At 39.6% G+C, this 20,945-nt stretch carries 8 protein-coding genes and 1 pseudogene; 2 read left to right on the top strand and 7 right to left on the bottom strand.

Annotation, left to right across the window (positions count from 1 at the left end; translation table 11 throughout):
• Positions 1-113: 113 nt before the first annotated feature.
• On the bottom strand, positions 114-4,016 hold the full coding sequence (locus tag KCTC52924_RS11345; RefSeq protein ID WP_251809420.1) for an Ig-like domain-containing protein: 3,903 nt from the start codon (positions 4,014-4,016) through the stop codon (positions 114-116).
• 416 nt (positions 4,017-4,432) lie between these two features.
• Complete coding sequence (locus KCTC52924_RS11340; RefSeq protein WP_251809421.1) at positions 4,433-6,049, bottom strand: hypothetical protein; 1,617 nt, start codon at positions 6,047-6,049, stop codon at positions 4,433-4,435.
• A 696-nt stretch (positions 6,050-6,745) separates the two neighbouring features.
• Here KCTC52924_RS11340 and KCTC52924_RS11335 point away from each other — a divergent pair.
• A pseudogene (locus tag KCTC52924_RS11335) lies at positions 6,746-7,014 on the top strand (transposase); the annotation flags it as partial.
• A 289-nt stretch (positions 7,015-7,303) separates the two neighbouring features.
• On the opposite strand, the gene KCTC52924_RS11330 reads toward KCTC52924_RS11335, so the two are convergent.
• The 3 genes from KCTC52924_RS11330 to KCTC52924_RS11320 are packed head-to-tail and all read right to left on the bottom strand — an operon-like array spanning position 7,304 to position 14,057.
• Positions 7,304-9,241: an OmpA family protein gene (locus tag KCTC52924_RS11330; RefSeq protein ID WP_251809422.1), complete on the bottom strand. Its 1,938-nt coding sequence runs from the start codon at positions 9,239-9,241 to the stop codon at positions 7,304-7,306.
• A 10-nt stretch (positions 9,242-9,251) separates the two neighbouring features.
• A complete protein-coding gene (locus KCTC52924_RS11325; RefSeq protein WP_285903428.1) occupies positions 9,252-10,205 on the bottom strand; it encodes a type IX secretion system membrane protein PorP/SprF in 954 nt (317 codons plus the stop codon).
• 15 nt (positions 10,206-10,220) lie between these two features.
• The gene (locus KCTC52924_RS11320; RefSeq protein WP_370671462.1) at positions 10,221-14,057 is read right to left on the bottom strand and encodes a gliding motility-associated C-terminal domain-containing protein; all 3,837 of its coding nucleotides are present in this window, start codon (positions 14,055-14,057) and stop codon (positions 10,221-10,223) included.
• Positions 14,058-14,441: 384 nt separating this feature from the next.
• Here KCTC52924_RS11320 and KCTC52924_RS11315 point away from each other — a divergent pair, with 384 nt between their 5' ends.
• Positions 14,442-16,031 carry a peptide chain release factor 3 gene (locus KCTC52924_RS11315; RefSeq protein WP_251809309.1) on the top strand — a complete coding sequence of 530 codons (1,590 nt, stop codon included), beginning with the start codon at positions 14,442-14,444 and terminating at the stop codon, positions 16,029-16,031.
• A gap of 167 nt (positions 16,032-16,198) precedes the next feature.
• Here KCTC52924_RS11315 and KCTC52924_RS11310 read toward each other — a convergent pair whose 3' ends face one another.
• Both KCTC52924_RS11310 and rpoC read right to left on the bottom strand, forming a co-directional pair.
• Positions 16,199-16,510, bottom strand: a complete 312-nt coding sequence (locus KCTC52924_RS11310) for a DUF3467 domain-containing protein (protein WP_251809308.1) — start codon at positions 16,508-16,510, stop codon at positions 16,199-16,201.
• Positions 16,511-16,610: 100 nt separating this feature from the next.
• Positions 16,611-20,909 carry a DNA-directed RNA polymerase subunit beta' gene (gene rpoC / locus KCTC52924_RS11305; protein ID WP_251809307.1) on the bottom strand — a complete coding sequence of 1,433 codons (4,299 nt, stop codon included), beginning with the start codon at positions 20,907-20,909 and terminating at the stop codon, positions 16,611-16,613.
• Positions 20,910-20,945: the final 36 nt, after the last annotated feature.

Here is a 20,945-nt window from a genome sequence, read left to right as displayed (position 1 = left end):
GTGAAGAAATCTACTTTCTGTTAGTTCAAAATTGGACAACGAAAATTTTTTACATACGAATAGGTGCCACTTAAAAAGAATGGAATTCAACTTGACTATACAATAACGCACTATTAGTTTTTCTTCACCCGATAGGTAATTCTTCGATTGGTAATTACGGTTTTCACTTTTATGGTTAAAGTGGCACTATCGGAGGTTGCTACCCCGCAAACATTGACAAAATTTGAAACCACTACTCTATAGCTGTTATTGGAGTCCGATGGTGTGGGATTGGTAATCGTAAGTTTATCTGTCGCAACGCCATTGTGGACCCCGTAATCTGTTATGTTAGTCCATTCTGTCCCCAATAAAATCTGCCATTGGTAAGTTACTGAAGGGCTTGCCTCTACAAAGATTGTCCCGATACAACCTGGGCAAATATTAAAATCGGTGGGTTGGGTAGTAATAGTTGGCGTTACGCCAAACTCCATAAAATCATAAATTCCGTTCGCATCTGCATCTTCAGGTATTTGGTACATTGCTCCCATTACGGTCCCATCAGGATATACCGAAGGCAGTCCTGAACCATACATTCCATTATTGTCAGCATCGGTATTGGGATCGTGATAGGCTTCATTGGCATCGTTACAATTGTCGCCATCACTGTCCTCATCCAAATAATCTGGCGTTGCGTCACTATCAGTATCTATTAAAGAATAATTAATAACACCACTATCCGGTGAAGTTTCCACAACATTGGCTAGACCATTGGGACCATACGGCCCATTTACCTTACCATTGGTGTGTGGTTGGTTATGTCCGGCTTCTACCGCATCATAAATGCCGTCATTATCAGAATCAAGATCAAGAACATCTGGGATTCCATCACCATCGGAATCGCAATTCGCTGCAGAGAAATTCCCAAAGAAAAACACTTTACCATCCGGACCATCTGAGGTAGCCCCCGGAAAAGATATTCTTAACGCCCTTATCTTACTCCCCAAGGGTGCGATGTCATCAATGGGGAACAATGCTAGATATGCAGTTCCGGTTGCCGAGGGATGTAATTGGTGGCCAGTATCCACATAATCCGTTACATTTACGGTTATGCTGCCCAATACATTGTTTCCTGCATCCAAGGCTTCCACAAAATAGGGGTTATTGCCATTTCTTTCTGTAAGGGCAAGGAAAACCTCTCCTGTTGTAGTAATGGGATTATTGTAGGTCAATGTGAAATTATCATTTGTAAAATTCTTCAAATTCAGGGTGTGATAGTAGTTTAGATCTCGACTTTGAAACGCAGGTAATATGTTTGTCATAAAGTTTGGATCTGTATTAAAATCATTGGAATCTGTGTAATGATCTATGAGGTACACACGCTTAGTATTATTGACATTACTGAAATTGGGCACATAAGAATCTGGGACGATAAAATCAGAGAAGGTATCACCGTTCAAGGTAATAGAGTTTAGAACATGGTTTTCAGTTACATTGCTGGGGTCTGCACTAGTGATGTTATATGAGAAACTAGAGGAAGGATAAGATCCGTCATGGCCACTATCGGTAATCACACATTCCATTACATCCGGAATTCCATCATTATCATCATCCAAATCATCCTCATCAAAAATACCGTCATTATCTGAGTCTCTATCAAGAGTTACTATGACCAATGCACTATCGCAATTGTTTAACCTTGGAGTTTCACAGATCTTATAGACAATATTATAGGTGCCTGCATTAAACCCAAAAGGCACCATCAAGTTTCCATTGGCGTCTATAGTTAGTCCTGTTAAACCGTCGTTATCAATTACACTTATGGAGACCTCGGGGTCATTAAATGGAGCGCCGTCAATTAAATCATTGGCCGTGACATCACCAGCCGTTCCCCCAAGGTTTGCGTTGATAACATTAGTACTAAAATCATCATCTATAGCGTTTATAATAGGATAAGGAATACAGGTCTCCTTCTCATAAGTAACCGACTCTAAACCAAAATTTTTCTGACCTTGCACCCTTAGAAATCGTGTGCCCATTTCTGTGACGGTATAGGAGATAATATCGACAGCTGGCTTTTTGGCACTTGTATTGACATTCATGGGATTCTTGGGAAAACCAGTTGAAGCCGCATTGGCATCTAGGGTCCCACTTGTAGGCGTATCATCATTACTATATACCCTAAATTTTATAGTGGTCCCTACAAGGACATTTCCACCTAAATCTATTACTACATAAGCATTATCTTTTTCTGCCCTTGAAAATTTATCATCTGGTGCTCCCTCAGCGTTTTTGGAATCCTTCCAATCTTTTTCATTACTAATAGATTGACCATAGGACGTGGTACCGGACACATATTCATTACTCGCACATCCACTGTCATAAATTTCCACATGAATAGTGGCAGTATCACACATAGGTCCACCGTCTATCGCAGGAGTATCATCACATATTTGATAGGTTAGAGTTGCACTACCTGTAAAAGTACTATTAGGAACAAAGGAAACACTACCATTGCCATTATTATAAAATTCTCCACCAAGAACATTTAATGAAGAGGTAGGGGAGAAAGTACTAAAATTGATATTTAAATTAACATCTGTATCATTATTTAAGACGTCAATTGTAATACTGTTAGAATTGTAAGTAACATAATTATCATCATTCGCTACAGGTGGTGCTGGTGGTGGGATTATTTTAATTCCATAGGACTTAAAGGATTGCCTTCCACAAAGGTCGGTCACTGTTAGGGTAATAATACACTCTTCATGGATAGTAGCTGGACTTGTAGTAAATGAAGTTTTTGTATTGTTGGAGCTATTTGTAGTTCCACTGAACGTTCCATTGGAACAAGTACTAGTCCATGTAAAAGTGTAAGAGTTTCCCGAAGTTGAGGAGGCATCTACATCGAAATTTATTGCATCCCCTCCCTCTACTATCTCTGGAACAATTAAGGTATTTGTTAATTGCGGTGCTTTCTTTGCTGGGGCATCAAATGAAAAATTCAAAAATGCACGAATAGCAGCAACTTGTTCTTGGGTAGACCCTTTAGCAAGGTCGTGTCCTCCCTCGTACATTACTTTACCTCGGTCAGCATCTCCGAAGGCGTGGCCATATGCAATTTTTGCTGCCATACCAGGTGAATTACCATTGCTAATATCAGTATGTGAAGGGTCCCATACGGAAACAATTGTGGAAGCGCGCCAAGAACCTGTAGGATAAGGCAGGTATATTTGTTCGGAGCCATTGTTGGTTGCTCCGTCTAAAACACCCATAAACTGCATATACGAATCTGTAGGATTGCTATAGTTATATGGCGGGGATCCATCATCATGGTCCCCAAAATCTATAAGGCCATAACCATCCAAATCAGAATGAGCTGGATCTGGATGAGGTAACGGATCATTGGATAAGAAATTCATTCTTCTGCTTGAATCTAATGGATCTACCAGTGATTCCAAAACACTGACTGCATGACACCCAGACCAAATCCATCCTTCACTTCCTCCATCCGCAAACGATTTGTTCCAATCGTAGAGATAACCATGATCTCCCCAATTTGGATCGGCATGTGGCAAAATAAAGAGGTCATCACATGCATCCAAACCAGAAGGTAAGGCTGTGGTATAAGCGGAAGATGGTATATCTGCAAGGTCTAAATAATTTTGGGCTATTTTTCCATTCTTTGTATCGAGTACCCATTGGGGCCATATATTTAGTTCCCGATATAATGGTACCTCAACATCGGTAAGTGTGGTATAAGTAATTACCCCCTTAGCCTGCCAGGTCGTAATAGTGGCTTGTACATTTGGGTCAGCTAGAAATAGTTTAGATATGATAAATGGCCCTCCACTAAAATTACGTCCATCGACTGTAAAATCGGTACCATCTTTGCTTTTTGTTAGGTTAATAGACCAGATTACAGGAACTTTCCTAATATTTATTAATTCATATACCAAACCATAGGGTTTTAAGCCATTATTTACGGTCTGGGGTACGATCCCCAAATCTACAATAATAGATCCCTTGGGTACAGTCATCGTCTGAGCTATAGCTCCCATCGAAATAATTAGGAAGAACACACCTAGTATATAAAATATAACTTGATGAATAAGTCTTTTATCTTTTTTCAAGGAATAACAAATTAATATGATCTTTAAACTTAGACCTCCATTCCCTCTTCACCTAAAATTTGTTGTGAAACCTGTCAATTGCTGTGTACAACCTATAAGTATTGATGATAAGGAAAAGGAATACATAAAATATATCAAAAAAAAATGCAGCTATTTTCTCATCTGCATCTAACTATAATGCCCTATCCTGAGCTGACAAATAGGAGTTATAAGTCTCCCTATCAACTCTGTAACGAATCCCGTCAAAGCGCGAATATATTCAACAAGACATGAGATATAAGCCAGCTATAACAAGTATAGATAAGAGGGTTCTTGCAAGAAAGTTATTGGTCAACTCTATAGGTTATCTTCCTATTGGTAATAACGGTTTTCACTTTTACCGTCAATAATGCGGAAGCAGAAATTGTTGTTGGACAACTTGATCCATATTTAGAAGCCAAAACACGGTATCTATAACCGTTTTTATTTACCCCAATCGCCTTTACCGTCAAGGCGGTTGACTGCGTTCCGTCGTACTCTGCTCCATTAACAATAGAATTAAATACCGATCCACCATCGGTACTTACCTGCCACTGATAGGTATCAGCATTAGTAATAGTTACCGTAAAAATGGCATTACCTCCAGTAAAAACGGATTGGTCTGGTCCAATAGAAGCCGTGGAAGGTGTTTCTTGGGTAACGATTATTGCGGTCCTTGCCCCACTTAGGCAGTTCGTTGTCCTGTTACGTGCCTCGGCATAAAAAGTACCAGGGCCAGCAGGGGTATAAGTTGTATTGCCAAGTAACAATAATACTCCTCCACTGGCCGAATCATACCAGTCCAAAGTCTCTCCAACACCTACCGATGCAGTCATACTTGGAACGGCTTCTCCCGAACAATATGCTTTATTACCGCCACTGGTTGGCGGACTTACCACCGGACATGAACAATTCGGTGCAGTTACCGGAAGTTGATTGGTACAGCCATTGGCATCGATAACCGTTACCACAATATTGGTTCCAGAAGACACATTGGTTATGGCCCACACATTACCAGATGTATTAGTCACAGTGCCCGCCGAACTCGTTACCGTTCCCGTACTAACCGTAACCTGTAATTTGTAAGTAGTAGGCGAAAAAAGCCTAAAAACACAATTGGGAGAACTAGTGACCGATATTGTAGGTCGTGGCTGAATGGTAAGTTGTACCGCAGTTCTGAAAAGGCTTCTTCGACTGGAATCCGAATTGTCCACACTTTCTCCGTAATAGGTAACATTTCCCACCGTATTAAGGGTTGGAGAAACAGGAGAACCACCACTAGTAGAGGTATACCACACAACATAGGCCCCTGAAGGAGGGGTTGCGGAAGCGGTTACGGTCTGTATAGGGTTTGCTTCACATTCCGTAATATCCCCATTACTTGTAGGGGGAGGTAAGGCCGATTCTATTTCATCGAAAGAGAACTCAAAACTACCATTTCCTTTACAGGAAGAAAATTCTCTACTTCCCAGAAAAATTCTTTGGGAACTAGTACAATTCTTATCTGTATCTATTTGTCCCCCATTATTATAAATCACAGCTTCAGAGGGTAAATGTAGATCTGCATTACCTTTCCATGTAAGAATTCCGTCACTTTGTATGGCGACGAGCATTATATTGACAGACCAATCCTGATTAGAGGGCAACGATAAGCTGTCATTGCTACCAGATTCATCTCCAATAACAAGTTTGCCTATGGTGTAGGTGGTAATATTCGTATTTAAGCTTACTGTATTGTCACTCCCAATGGTTACGGTGGCAACATTACTGTTTTGTCCAGGATAGGACGTGGCATTCAACCAAGTGGAACCATTGTATATTTGCCAGGTACCGGGGTTATTCCAGTTACCGCTAGCTTTGGATCTATAATCTCCGGTAACCTGTGCCAAAACTGGCAAGCCAATTACCAAAAAGAACGCCATTGAAACTAAGCGTTTAAATTTGTGGTTTAGATTTTTAAATTTGAGTGACATATAACTTTCCGATAACAGGAATTTCACATAAATACAATTTTTAAATTATATCCAGACTTCCCATAAATTGTTCGTGAAATTGATAGAAGACGAAAATATTAAATTAGAAAACCAATTAAAACATAATGTTGTGAACACGGATAATACCAATGTGAATGCTTAGATAAACTCTGAATAATAATATTAAAACGGTAGATTACGCTTATTATCTTTAAAGTAGGCCAAGCATATAAAAGTAAAGTCTAACCTTAAAATTTGACTTGAATAGAGATATTCAGGAGTAGGTGGATTTTTATTGATTTGTGGACAGGACGGATCTTGGGATTTCTATATTCTTGGAATTTTTATTATTTGTTAACATCATGAAGGTTTCTGGTAGTCTTTGGGTCGTTTCCGCATTGGTTTTTTGAGGATAGTGAATATCTTTCCCATTGTCCTTTCGGATCCTTGTCCCCTAAGCTGCTTTTTTTGTGCCATGGCCGCCGCCATCCGCCTGCCGATCTCCAATGCGTTGCCCGTATGGATGCCCAAGAATATCTAAAGGACCTCGGTTTCCTTGGTACAGGCCCTTATCCTTTTAAGGTGGTAGTGCTCCTTGTCCTTTCCGGTATCTCGAAAAAAATCGTGAAAATGCACTTCGACTAGGGCCTGCACCTGGTCACCGGTATCAGGAACAATATGAAGAATGTACTGATGAATATGAGGGACAAGGTCCTACTGCGAAAAAGATCCGTCATCGAAACGATAAACGACCAGCTAAAGAATTTATGCCAAGCCGAACATTCGCGCCACCGAAGCTTTGGAAACTTCATACCAACTTGGTGGCCAACCTTATATCCTACTCCTTTCAAGAAAAGAAACTAGGAATCAAATTTGAAATGGAGAACACCTCACAACTAACCTTAATTTATTAAAAACTTAGACCAACCTCAGGTTAAAAGGCATCGAACTGTTCGGTCTGGAAGAAAATGTATAGCTGTGCAGGAAATCGTCGATTCTTCGTAACTTGGACCTACAGAACAAGTTTAAAACCCCGTTTTTTGAGCTAAGGACTCTATTTCGGGGTTTTATTATGTCTTAATATGCGACTTATTAATCTGATATATAAGTGATTGTGTCACTAATAAATATGCCTGAATAATTGAAAAAAAAAAAAAAATGCAGCTACTTTCGTAACTGCATTTAATATAATATTATCAATAATTACTCTATAATTAGGAATTCCGACCTACGATTTGATTGGTGTTCTTCTTGAGTACATTTTACCCCATTGCTGCATCTATTTACTAGTCGGGTTTCTCCATACCCTTCCTCCTCTAACCTATCCCTAGAAATTCCATTAGATACCATATAGGCGGTAGTAGCTTCGGCCCGTTTTTGTGACAACCATAGGTTATAGGAATCCTTGCCCTGGCTATCGGTATGTGAAGTGACCTTCAATTTTAAACTAGAATACTTTTCCATGGCGGCAATTACCTTATGTATTTCAATTTCTGCATCGGGCCTTATATTATACCTATCAAAATCGAAATAGATTGTACTAAGTTGCAGTAATTTCGCCAAGTCGTCCCCAAATCCCGCAGTAACCAAGTCCCTTTCCAAATAGAAATCGATTATCATAGGTTTACTATCGGATATATTGAGATACTCTTCGGAGGGAACATAGCCGTTTATGGAAGCCCTTACAAAATTCCCTTTACTACAATCTACCATCAGCTTGTAAGTACCTTTAGAATCCGTAATTACCGATGTTAATTCCTCGTTGTTTTCATTTATCACCTTCACGGTGGCACCTGTCAATACCTCATTTGATATTTTATCCCTTACCGTACCCGATACTGGTTTCAGACAATTGAACTCCAAGGGTTTGGTTTCCACAAAACTATAAATATCGTCACTCCCCATTCCTCCTTTTCTATTTGAGGCAAAATATCCACTCTTGGTCCCCTCATCAATGATGAAGGTGAAATCATCCAAACTACTATTTATGGGCTCCCCTACATTTAACACATTGCCAATAAATTGATTCTTGGAAATCTTTGTTGCAAATACATCCAAACCACCTAAGCCTGGATGTCCATCGGAAGAAAAATATAAAATATTATCAGCAGAAAGGAACGGAAAACTCTCCCGGGCTTCCGTATTTATTATATTTCCCAAATTTACAGGAGTCCCATAGGTACCATCGTCATTAATGGCTGCCTTAAAAATATCGGACTCCCCATAAGTTCCTGGCATATCGGACGTAAAATATAGAACCTTTTCATCTGGACTCAGGGTCGGATGCGCAACGGAATAGGAATCACTATTAAATGGGAGCTCCTCAACCTGCGTCCATACCCCATCAATTTGAGTCGCTTTAAACAATTTTAAGCGGACCACTCCCCCTTTATCCTTTACCGTTTTTCCTTCAAAAGAATTATTTCTTGTAAAGTAAAGTGTGCTGCCATCTTTTGTGAAGGCCGAGGTAGATTCGTGCAATCGGGTGTTTATTCCTTTATCAAATTTAAGCACTTTATTTTCTGAGATACTATCGACATTTACCTTGTAGAGATCCAAAAAATCTTTGGAATTCCAGGTATGCCTATTTCTTGCCAAATTTCCGGTATCCCTATCCGAGGCAAATAGTAGTCCCTTCTTATAATAGGAAGGGGCAAAATCGGAATATTTTGAATTAAATTTAAATTCTCCTATTTGGTAGCGTCCAGAATTTTTCGCGATTTCTTCCAAATAATCCCTCTCCGTTTTATAGAGTGTGGCCCTAATATCTGTAGATTTTATTTCCGAGAATTTTGACATAATCTCTTTTGATTTATCATATTCCCCTAGGGACCTTAAGGTTTGAGCATACCTAAAGAAATAATCAGCACCCATAGCTTCAGGATATTCTTCCAGCAACTGTTGGTATGTTTCCGATGCTTCGGTATAGTCGGCATTAAAGTAATAGGAGTTCCCAAGCTTCATCAACAAATCTGCAGAAATATACCCTTTGTCCACTACTCTTTTATATATATCTATTGCCGGACTGAAAGAGTAATCCCCATACTTTTCATTTGCCTTATTTACCAATCTTTCCTGAGCATTGGTAACAAGTCCAAAACCAGAAAATAAAATCGTCAATAAGAATAATCTTTTTATCATTTTATCTTTTTTAGAAGAAACGGGGCGATACCATTCTGCTGAAGGACCTTATCAATTCAAATCTTAAAAACACCTCAAATGAGCCATCATTAAACTGTGTCCCCCCTAATTCCGTGGTCTCACGATCATAAGCCAAGCCAATCATTAACTGCTCGCTGATTTGAAAGCCTACCAGACCGCTTATAGCAGCATCCCATCTATAGGCTGCCCCAAAGCTAAATACATCATTGAATAAAAAACTTGCGGACACATCAACCTGTAATGGGGCCCCGCCAACCACTTTAGTTAACAAAGCCGGTTTAAATTTAAAATTGTTATTCAAATCAAAGATATAGCCCGTTATAAAATAGAAATTCATCCTTTCGGTTGAGAGAAACTGCACGGAATTAGCATCTCTTTGTGAATTGTCAAAATGCTGTGTTTCAATAAGATTTGGCGCAGACAATCCAGCATAAAATTGATCAGAGTGATAATACACTCCTACCCCAAAATTGGGTGAAAATTTATTATCTATATTATCCCCTTCTATATTCTCCGAATCAAAATTGTTCAATCCGTTAAAATCTAAATTCAATAAATTACCCCCTGCTTTTAATCCAAAGGATAATTTAGCATCCATGGACAAATCTATGGTATAGGACAATACGGCATCAAACTGGGTTTCCTGAACTACTCCATTCCCAATGTTGTCATTTATCACTGAGATTCCATAGCCCAATCTACTATTCCGTATAGGCGAATGTAGGTTTAAGGTTTGCGTTTTGGGGGCACCTTCCAGTCCAACCCATTGTGATCGGTATAATGCTGCAATACTCAATTGCCCCCTAGATCCTACATAGGCCGGATTTACACTCATGGTATTATACATATACTGAGTAAATTGGGCATCTTGTTGTGCATATAACCCAACAGATAGGGAAAACAACATTATAGCGGTGACGGAGAGACTTTTTTTGTAGTTCATCTAGTATTAAATATTTTATTGGCTCAAATAAATATAACCACTGTCAGTAATATTCCTTTGATTATTTTCGTACTGGAAAATGTAATAATAAACACCGGCAGGCAAATAATCACTACCTGTAACCGTCGATCTACCTTTAGATCTACCATCAAAAACATTATTTTGGTTATTATAACCACTCCCTTTATAAACAGCAACCCCCCATCTATTATAGATTTGTAAGGAATTGTTTTTGGCATTTCTAACCCCTCTAATAAAAAGGAAATCATTTTTGCCATCCGCATTGGGAGTTACCAATTGATTAACCTCAATTTTTTCGTCCTCATTTACTTTTACAACCTCCACTGTTACCGTTGCAGAATCGCAGTTGGACGGATTGGCTACTTCACAGATGGTATAGCCAATAGTGTAGGTCCCTTCGGCAGTACCTGGGCTGACACTTATGCTACCATCCTCATTAATCGTTAGCTCATCCGTAGGGGTCGATGTTATTGTTATCTCTTCTGGTAGTACCGTTACACCGTTTAAAGTATCGTTAGAAAGCACATTGCTATCGGGAATTGTTCCTCCAGAAGTACTTCCACTATAATTATCATCTACCGCATCAAGAGTATTGCCACTACCTGGGCCAACACTGATCGTTACTGTAGCAGAATCGCAGTTGGTGGGATTAACTACTTCGCAGATGGTATAGTCAATAGTGTAGGTCCCTTCGGCAGTACCTGGGCTGACACTTATACTTCCATCCTCATTGATTGTAAGCTGATCTGTAGAAGTCGAGGTTAAAGTCACCTCTTCGGGTAGTACCGTTACACCGTTTAAAGTATCGTTAGAAAGCACATTGCTATCGGGAATTGTTCCTCCAGTAGTACTTCCACTATAATCATCATCTACCGCATCAAGAGTATTGCCACTACCTGGGCCAACACTGATCGTTACTGTAGCAGAATCGCAGTTGGTGGGATTGGCTACTTCGCAGATGGTATAGCCAATAGCGTAGGTCCCTTCGGCAGTACCTAGGCTGATACTTATGCTTCCATCCTCATTGATCGTAAGCTCATTCGTAGGGGTCGATGTTATTGTTACCTCTTCGGGTAGTACCGTTACACCGTTTAAAGTATCGTTAGAAAGCACATTGCTATCGGGAATTGTTCCTCCAGTAGTATTTCCATTAAAATCATCGTCTACCGCATCAAGAGTATTTGCCTCAACTTGAATACTAACTATAGCCGATGCACAAACACTAGGGTCTGGATCAACATTACAAACCTCATAAATAATGGTGACAGTTGTATTGGATTCTAACACGGTTGGGATATAGGTCAACATACCAGTCAAAGCATCCAAGGTTACACTACCAATGGCGGTACCGCCAATTTGTGACAAACTAGTAGTACCTACATTATTAGGATCATTATTAGGCAGATAATCATCATTTTCTAAAATATTGATCGCTACCTCGGTCAAAGCTGGAGTTGAGTCAGAATCGTCTCTAGCAGTAGCTACCAGCGGATCTGGATCTGTTCCATTAGGGTTACCGTCATCATCACAGTCCAGCCCTTCCCATTCCTTAGAAGGAGATAATGTAATACTTGCAGGGTCATAACTACATGGGTCTAATGGATCTGTACCGTCTTCTTTTTCATCTTCGTTGGTCACCCCATCACCGTCGCAGTCAAGCGCGTTCCATTCGGATGTAGTAGGTACCGTTTGGTGTTCCAATACAAATTCACAAGGATCTAGGGGATCTGTCCCGTCCTCTTTTTCTTTTTCATTGGTCACTCCATCACCATCGCAATCCGCAGTTAGGTAAGCACCGCTCTGGGGCAAGCTAACACTTTCAGGATCATAACTACATGGGTCTAACGGATCTGTACCGTCTTCTTTTTCATCTTCGTTGGTCACCCCATCACCGTCGCAGTCAAGCGCGTTCCATTCGGATGTAGTAGGTACCGTTTGGTGTTCCAATACAAATTCACAAGGATCTAGAGGATCTGTTCCGTCTTCCTTTTCTTTTTCATTGATTACTCCATCACCATCGCAATCTGCAGTTAGGAAAGCACCGCTCTGGGGCAAGCTAACACTTTCAGGGTCATAACTACATGGGTCTAACGGATCTGTACCGTCTTCTTTTTCATCTTCGTTGGTCACCCCATCACCGTCGCAGTCAAGCGCGTTCCATTCGGATGTAGTAGGTACCGTTTGGTGTTCCAATACAAATTCACAAGGATCTAGAGGATCTGTTCCGTCTTCCTTTTCTTTTTCATTGATTACTCCATCACCATCGCAATCTGCAGTTAGGAAAGCACCGCTCTGGGGTAAGGTAACGCTTGTCACCAAATAATCGCACGGATCAGTTGGGTCCGTCTTATCTTGGACTTCTTGCCAATTGGTCACTCCGTCCCCATCACAATCGCTCTTTTTCCAAGAATAGGAGGGCAATATAGTTATACTGGTATATATAAGGTCGCAAGGATCCAAGGGGTCTGTCCCGTCTTCTTTTTCTTTTTCATTGATTACTCCATCACCATCGCAATCTGCAGTTAGGAAAGCACCGCTCTGGGGTAAGGTAACGCTTGTCACCAAATAATCGCACGGATCAGTTGGGTCCGTCTTATCTTGGACTTCTTGCCAATTAGTCACTCCGTCCCCATCACAATCGCCCTTTTTCCAAGAATAGGAGGGCAATATAGTTATACTGGTATATATAAGGTCGCAAGGATCCAAGGGGTCTGTCCCGTCTTCTTTTTCTTTTTCATTGATTACTCCATCACCATCGCAATCTGCAGTTAGGAAAGAACCGCTCTGGGGTAAGGTAACGCTTGTCACCAAATAATCGCACGGATCAGTTGGGTCCGTCTTATCTTGGACTTCTTGCCAATTGGTCACTCCGTCCCCATCACAATCGCCCTTTTTCCAAGAATAGGAGGGCAATATAGTTATACTGGTATATATAAGGTCGCAAGAATCATTGAGATCTGTACAATCTTCAATTTCCTTTTCATTGATTACTCCGTCACCATCGCAATCTGCAGTTAGGAAAGCACCGCTCTGGGGTAAGGTAACGCTTGTCACCAAATAATCGCACGGATCAGTTGGGTCCGTCTTATCTTGGACTTCTTGCCAATTGGTCACTCCGTCCCCATCACAATCCCCCTTTTTCCAGGCGTAGGAAGGATATTGTGTCATACTGGTATATATAAGATCACAAGAATCATTGAGATCTGTACAATCTTCAATTTCCTTTTCATTGATTACTCCGTCACGATCGCAATCCAATGCCTTCCATGCTGCTGATGGAGCACAGTCTTGATGAGCCAAAATAAAATCGCATGGATCTTGAGGGTCTGTACCATCTTCCTTTTCTTTTTTATTGGTTACACCATCCCCATCACTATCACTATCCTTATTTACATAATCAATAGGACTTATGCCAATATCATTTGAAAAATAAGGAGCCATTGTATAAAATTCCTTTTGGGTCACCACGGACTCTGAATGCCAAAAGAATCTTCCTCCCTTATCGACTTGATTCTCAAATTTCCCAATCAAGTCTTTATTTGTTACCGATAAACTACCGTTATTAGTCTCTTTAGGAAAACCAAAAGTAGATCCCTTAAGGGCTTTCGATTCAAGTGTTGTACATTCCACTTTACTAATAATGGCATTTTCACCTTTCCCACTGACATTTGAGTCATGAATTCTATTATTATCCAACAACGTAAGACTTTCGTCCAAATGGGCAGGTAATTCGCTAAACGAAGTTAATAGTCCAAAAAGCAAAAAGACCATAAACGGCATAATGCCTGTTTGTGCTTTTTCCTTACTATTGAATAAAGTAATTTTTCCCATAAAATGATAGTTTTTCTTAAACTAATCACCATGGCGAAATAGGGAGATACAAATGTAAGAAGATAGGGCTACTTCATAAGTAGGTGCAATATAAATGTAAAATATTTATTCCCGTATAATTTACCCTTATATAGATTATATAATCTATCAATAACCTTAATGTCCGACTAAGTACCCATTCTAAATACCATCATCCTAAAACAATTACAACTCATCGTAGCCAAAACAATAGGTCCTATTACCAGCTTTCCAAATACAACAGCTAAATAAAAATTCTAACGAAAAGTAAATATTGTCCTGAAGCTAAATACTTTGGGTTTTTTAGTTGATTTTGGAGGATGAAGAAAATTTATTTGGCCTATTTTTGCACAAATCAATTGATTAATGAGTTTTAAGAATCAGATTCAGCGAAGAAGGACTTTCGGGATCATATCACATCCCGATGCAGGCAAAACCACCCTTACAGAAAAACTACTTCTATTTGGTGGGGCCATACAAGAAGCAGGTGCCGTTAAGAACAATAAAATAAAGAAAGGCGCTACAAGCGACTTTATGGAGATTGAAAGGCAAAGAGGAATTTCCGTTGCCACTTCCGTCTTGGCATTCATTTATAAGGATAAGAAGATAAATATCTTGGATACTCCCGGACATAAAGATTTTGCTGAGGATACTTTTAGGACCCTAACAGCGGTAGACAGTGTAATTGTTGTTATAGATGTTGCCAAAGGTGTGGAAGAACAGACCGAAAAATTGGTTGAAGTTTGTAGAATGCGGAAAATACCCATGATTGTTTTTATAAATAAAATGGATAGGGAAGGGAGAGACGCTTTTGATCTACTGGACGAGGTGGAACAAAAACTTGGCCTAAAAGTAGTCCCTTTAAGTTTTCCTATTGGAATGGGGTACGATTTTAAGGGAATCTATAATATATATGAAAAGAACATTAATCTATTTAGAGGGGATAACAAAAAGAAAATAGAGGACACAATAGCTTTTAACGATATAGAGAGCCCAGAATTAGAGAAAATTATAGGGGAAAAAGCCGCCAATGAATTACGAGATGACCTAGAGTTGATTAGCGGGGTTTATCCAGATTTTGACAAAGAGCTTTATTTGAAGGCAGAGCAGCAGCCCGTGTTTTTTGGCTCTGCCCTTAATAATTTTGGTGTGAGGGAACTCTTAGACTGTTTTATTGCTATTGCTCCAACTCCTCAACCTAAAATGGCGGAAGAGCGTCTCGTGCAAGCCAATGAAACTGAACTCTCGGGATTTGTATTTAAAATACACGCCAATATGGATCCAAAACACCGAGATCGACTGGCTTTTGTCAAAATTGTATCCGGTACTTTTGAAAAAAACAAACCTTACTTACATGTACGACAAGGAAAAAAAATGAAATTTTCTAGTCCCAACGCCTTTTTTGCGGAAAAAAAGGAAATTGTGGACATCTCCTATCCTGGGGATATAGTAGGGTTACACGATACCGGTAACTTTAAAATTGGTGACACTTTGACCGAAGGTGAAATATTACACTACAAGGGAATTCCAAGTTTTTCACCTGAGCATTTTAGATACATAAACAATGCGGATCCGTTAAAATCCAAACAATTAAACAAGGGTATCGATCAGCTTATGGATGAAGGTGTGGCCCAATTGTTTACCTTGGAACTGAACAACAGAAAAATAATAGGAACCGTAGGGGCTTTACAATTTGAGGTTATACAATACCGTTTGGAGCATGAATATGGCGCCAAATGTTCTTATGAAAATTTCCCAGTATACAAGGCATGCTGGATAGAGGCCAAAGATCCTAAAAGTGAAGAGTTTAAGGAATTTAAAAGGGTGAAACAGAAGTTTTTAGCAAAAGACAAGCGCAAACAATTGGTATTTCTTGCAGACTCCCAATTTTCATTGCAGATGACCCAACAGAAATATCCAAACGTGAAATTGCACTTTACCTCAGAGTTTAATTAAGTACAACTTTACTTAACGCCTTAATAAATAGGACAAAGTGAATTAATGACTATTGGGCTCAACAGGAGCCTCATTCATATATAGCGGACTTATTTAACTAGCCCAGCCTTTTCTTAAATAGTTCTATAAAAAAGGCCCTAAGCATATGCTTAGGGCTTTTTTTTGTGTTATGCCTCACCAGTAGGTCCAAAATTAATTGGAATTGGAGGTTGATCATAATCCTTGATCGTACCATGGCTCTTTTCAAACCGACTTACATTATCGCTTAAGGCCTTTAAAAATTTTTTGGCGTGCTGGGGAGTAAGTACAATTCTACTTTTAACCTTAGCTTTTGGTGCCCCAGGCATCATACTTATAAAATCTACCACAAACTCGGAAACAGAATGGTTAATAATTGCGAGGTTGGAGTAAATCCCCTCTGCAATTTTTTCGTCCAATTCTATGTTGATCTGATTTTGATTTTCGTCTTTCTCGCTCATTCTTACAATGATTTATTATTCTAATTCGCAACCGTTAAATTAGGGAAATTAAAGGATAATCAAAAAAAAACCTCGATGTTGAACATCGAGGTTTTAATTTTTAGAATTTCAGTTCTTCTTTTCGAGCCATGATTTCATCGTATTCCTCTTTAGAGCCCACAATGATATTATCATAATCCCTCATTCCTGTTCCTGCTGGTATTTTATGCCCAACTATCACATTCTCCTTTAATCCTTCCAACGTATCCACTTTCCCGCTAACAGCAGCTTCGTTCAATACTTTGGTCGTTTCTTGGAAAGAAGCAGCCGATATAAATGACTTCGTTTGTAGCGATGCCCTTGTTATCCCTTGAAGAATTGGTGTGGCAGTTGCTGCAATCGCATCCCTGGCCGATACCAATTCCTTATCTGTACGCTTCAAGATAGAGTTTTCATCCCTAAGTTCTCGTAGACTAATAATCTGACCTGGTTTTAGATTCACCGAATCACCGGCTTCATCTACTACCTTTTGTCCGAATATATCATCATTCTCTTTGATGAAGTCGTCTTTGTGCACCAATTGATTTTCCAAGAAAATGGTATCTCCTGGATCTTGGATACGCACCTTACGCATCATTTGACGAACTACCACCTCAAAATGCTTGTCATTGATCTTCACACCTTGTAAACGATATACTTCTTGCACTTCGTTTACCAAGTACTGCTGAACTGCAGATGGTCCTTTGATCGCCAAAATATCTTCTGGGGTAATGGACCCATCGGACAATGGCATACCTGCACGTACATAATCATTTTCCTGAACTAGGATCTGATTAGATAATTTTACCAAGTATTTTTTAACCTCACCCAATTTGGATTCGATAATGATCTCTCGGTTACCTCTCTTAATTTTTCCGAATGAAACAACACCATCAATTTCAGAAACTACAGCAGGGTTAGACGGATTACGCGCTTCGAATAATTCGGTCACCCTTGGAAGACCTCCCGTAATATCACCGGATTTAGCCGATTTACGTGGAATCTTAACCAAAATTTTACCTTCTTTAATCTTATCACCATCATCTACCATGATATGTGAACCAACTGGAAGGTTATAAGAACGCAACACTTCATCCTTATTGTTCTTGATCAATAAAGTAGGAATTAGTTTTTTGTTTCTCGATTCCGAAATTACTTTCTCTTGGAAACCAGTCTGCTCATCAATTTCTACCTGGTAGGTTATTCCTTGTTCTATATTCTCATAGGCTATTTGACCTGGGAATTCCGATACGATCACCCCGTTATAGGGATCCCATGAACAAATTACCTGACCTTTTTCAACTTTATCACCATTTTTAATGAATAATTGAGACCCATAAGGTATGTTATTGGTACTTAGGGTAATACCCGATTTAGGATCTACGACCTTAATTTCAGATGTTCTGGAGATTACAATCTCAGACCCTTTACCTTCTGCTTCCTGATTCTTTACCGTTCTTAGATCCTCAATTTCGGCAATACCTCCAAATTTAGCTTCAAGCTTATTATCTTCGGAAATGTTACCAGCAATACCACCTACGTGGAAGGTTCTAAGGGTTAACTGTGTCCCTGGTTCACCAATCGATTGAGCGGCAACTACACCAACGGCTTCACCTCGTTGTACCATTTTATTGGTAGACAAGTTTCTTCCATAACATTTACCACAAATACCTTTCTGGGCTTCACATGTCAGTGCCGAACGAACCTCTACCTTTTCAACTGGAGAAGCCATAATCTTCTTAACATCTGATTCCATAATTTCTTGACCAGCTTTTAAAAGCAACTCCTCAGAAATAGGATCATAAACATCATGCAAAGAAACCCTTCCAAGGATACGTTCCCCTAAAGTTTCAACGATTTCTTCGTTTTTCTTAAGCGCTTCTACCTGTACACCTCTTAGCGTTTCACAATCTTCAATATTGATAATGACATCTTGTGAAACATCTACCAAACGACGTGTTAGATAACCCGCATCCGCCGTTTTTAACGCCGTATCCGCAAGACCTTTACGCGCACCGTGAGTAGATATAAAGTATTCCAAAATGGACAATCCCTCTTTAAAGTTGGATAGAATAGGGTTTTCAATAATTTCCCCTCCACCAGCAGTAGATTTTTTAGGTTTCGCCATTAATCCACGCATACCGGTCAACTGACGAATCTGCTCCTTAGAACCCCTTGCACCAGAATCTAACATCATATACACTGAGTTAAACCCTTGCTTGTCCTCACGAATTCGCTTCATAGCCAATTCGGTCAACATTGAGTTGGTGGAAGTCCAAACATCAATCACCTGATTATAACGTTCGTTATTGGTAATAAGACCCATGTTATAGTTGGCCATAATACCATCTACTTGGGTGTTAGCATCAGCAATCATTTCGTGTTTCTCGGGTGGAATAATAATATCCCCCAAACTAAAGGAAAGTCCACCTTTAAAGGCGAATTCGTACCCCATAGTCTTGATCTTATCCAAGAAATCCGCCGTTGTAGGTACATCGGTAACACTTAAAATATCACCAATAATATCCCTTAACGATTTTTTATTCAATACTTCGTTGATATATCCTGCTTCTTCTGGTACAACCATATTAAACAAGACCCTACCTACGGTTGTTGGTATAATTTGATTCACCAACTCCCCAGCTTCATTAAAATCTTTTGCGCGCACCTTAATGCCCGCGTTAAGATCTAAACGTCCCTCATTAAAGGCTATTACTACTTCCTCATAGGAATAGAAAATAAGTCCTTCCCCTTTAACTTTAACTTCGGGGGTAGATTTCTTTTCCTTGGTCATATAATATAGACCCAAGACCATATCCTGTGAAGGTACGGTAATTGGGGAACCATTTGCCGGGTTCAAAATATTATGGGAAGCCAACATTAACAGTTGTGCTTCTAGAATTGCTTCTGGTCCCAACGGAAGGTGAACCGCCATTTGATCACCATCAAAATCCGCGTTAAATGCCGTACAAACCAATGGATGCAGACGAATTGCCTTACCTTCTATTAGTTTTGGCTGAAACGCTTGAATACCCAAACGGTGCAAAGTAGGAGCTCTGTTCAATAATACAGGATGTCCTTTCAATACATTTTCCAGAATATCCCAAACTACAGGCTCTTTTCTGTCTATTATTTTTTTAGCGGATTTCACTGTTTTAACAATCCCTCTTTCAATCAACTTACGGATTACAAAAGGTTTGTACAGTTCTGCAGCCATATCTTTTGGCAGACCACATTCGGACAGTTTCATTTCAGGTCCAACAACAATAACCGAACGAGCAGAATAATCCACACGTTTACCCAAAAGGTTCTGACGGAAACGTCCTTGCTTACCTTTTAATGAATCCGAAAGTGACTTTAACGGTCTATTGGATTCAGTTTTAACAGCTGATGCCTTACGTGTATTATCAAATAAGGAATCCACCGCTTCCTGAAGCATACGTTTCTCATTTCTAAGAATTACTTCAGGTGCTTTTATCTCAACCAATCTTTTTAGACGGTTATTTCTAATAATAACTCTCCTATAAAGGTCGTTAAGATCCGAAGTCGCAAAACGACCACCATCTAACGGCACCAAAGGACGTAATTCTGGAGGAATAACAGGAATGACCTTCATGATCATCCAATCTGGTTTATTCTCTCTATTTTCTTGAGACTCTCTTAGGGCCTCAACAACTTGAAGTCTTTTTAAAGCTTCAGTTTTACGCTGTTTAGATGTTTCAGTATTGGCCTTATGTCTAAGTTCATACGACAATTCGCTCAAATCTATCCTAGACAATAGGTCTATAAGACATTCTGCACCCATCTTCGCGATAAACTTGTTGGGATCGGAATCTTCTAAATACTGATTTTCCTGAGGGATGGTTTCCAAAATATTTAGATATTCCTCCTCGCTCAAGAAATCCAATTTTTGAATTTCCTCTCCTTCCGGACCTTTGGCAATTCCCGGCTGAATTACTACATATCGTTCGTAGTAAATGATCATATCCAATTTCTTGGAGGGCAATCCCAAAAGGTATCCGATTTTATTTGGCAGGGAACGGAAATACCAGATATGGGCAACAGGAACAACCAAGTTAATGTGTCCTACCCTATCCCTACGTACTTTTTTCTCTGTCACTTCTACGCCACAACGATCACAAACAATACCGCGGTAACGAATTCTCTTGTATTTCCCACAAGCACACTCATAGTCCTTTACAGGCCCAAAAATACGCTCACAAAAAAGACCGTCACGCTCTGGTTTGTGCGTTCTATAGTTAATAGTTTCGGGTTTTAAAACCTCACCTCTGGACTCTGCCAAAATAGATTCTGGAGAGGCCAAACCGATTGAAATTTTATTAAACCTTTTAACGGTATTATTATCTTTTAGTCTAGCCATAACTATATTCTGATACTAATTTAATTCTAATTGTTA

It is taken from the genome of Arenibacter antarcticus (genome assembly GCF_041320605.1).
GTDB classification, from domain to species: domain Bacteria; phylum Bacteroidota; class Bacteroidia; order Flavobacteriales; family Flavobacteriaceae; genus Arenibacter; species Arenibacter antarcticus.
Note: the sequence above shows the minus strand (reverse complement) of the source record. Positions and strands in the feature narration are given on the sequence as shown.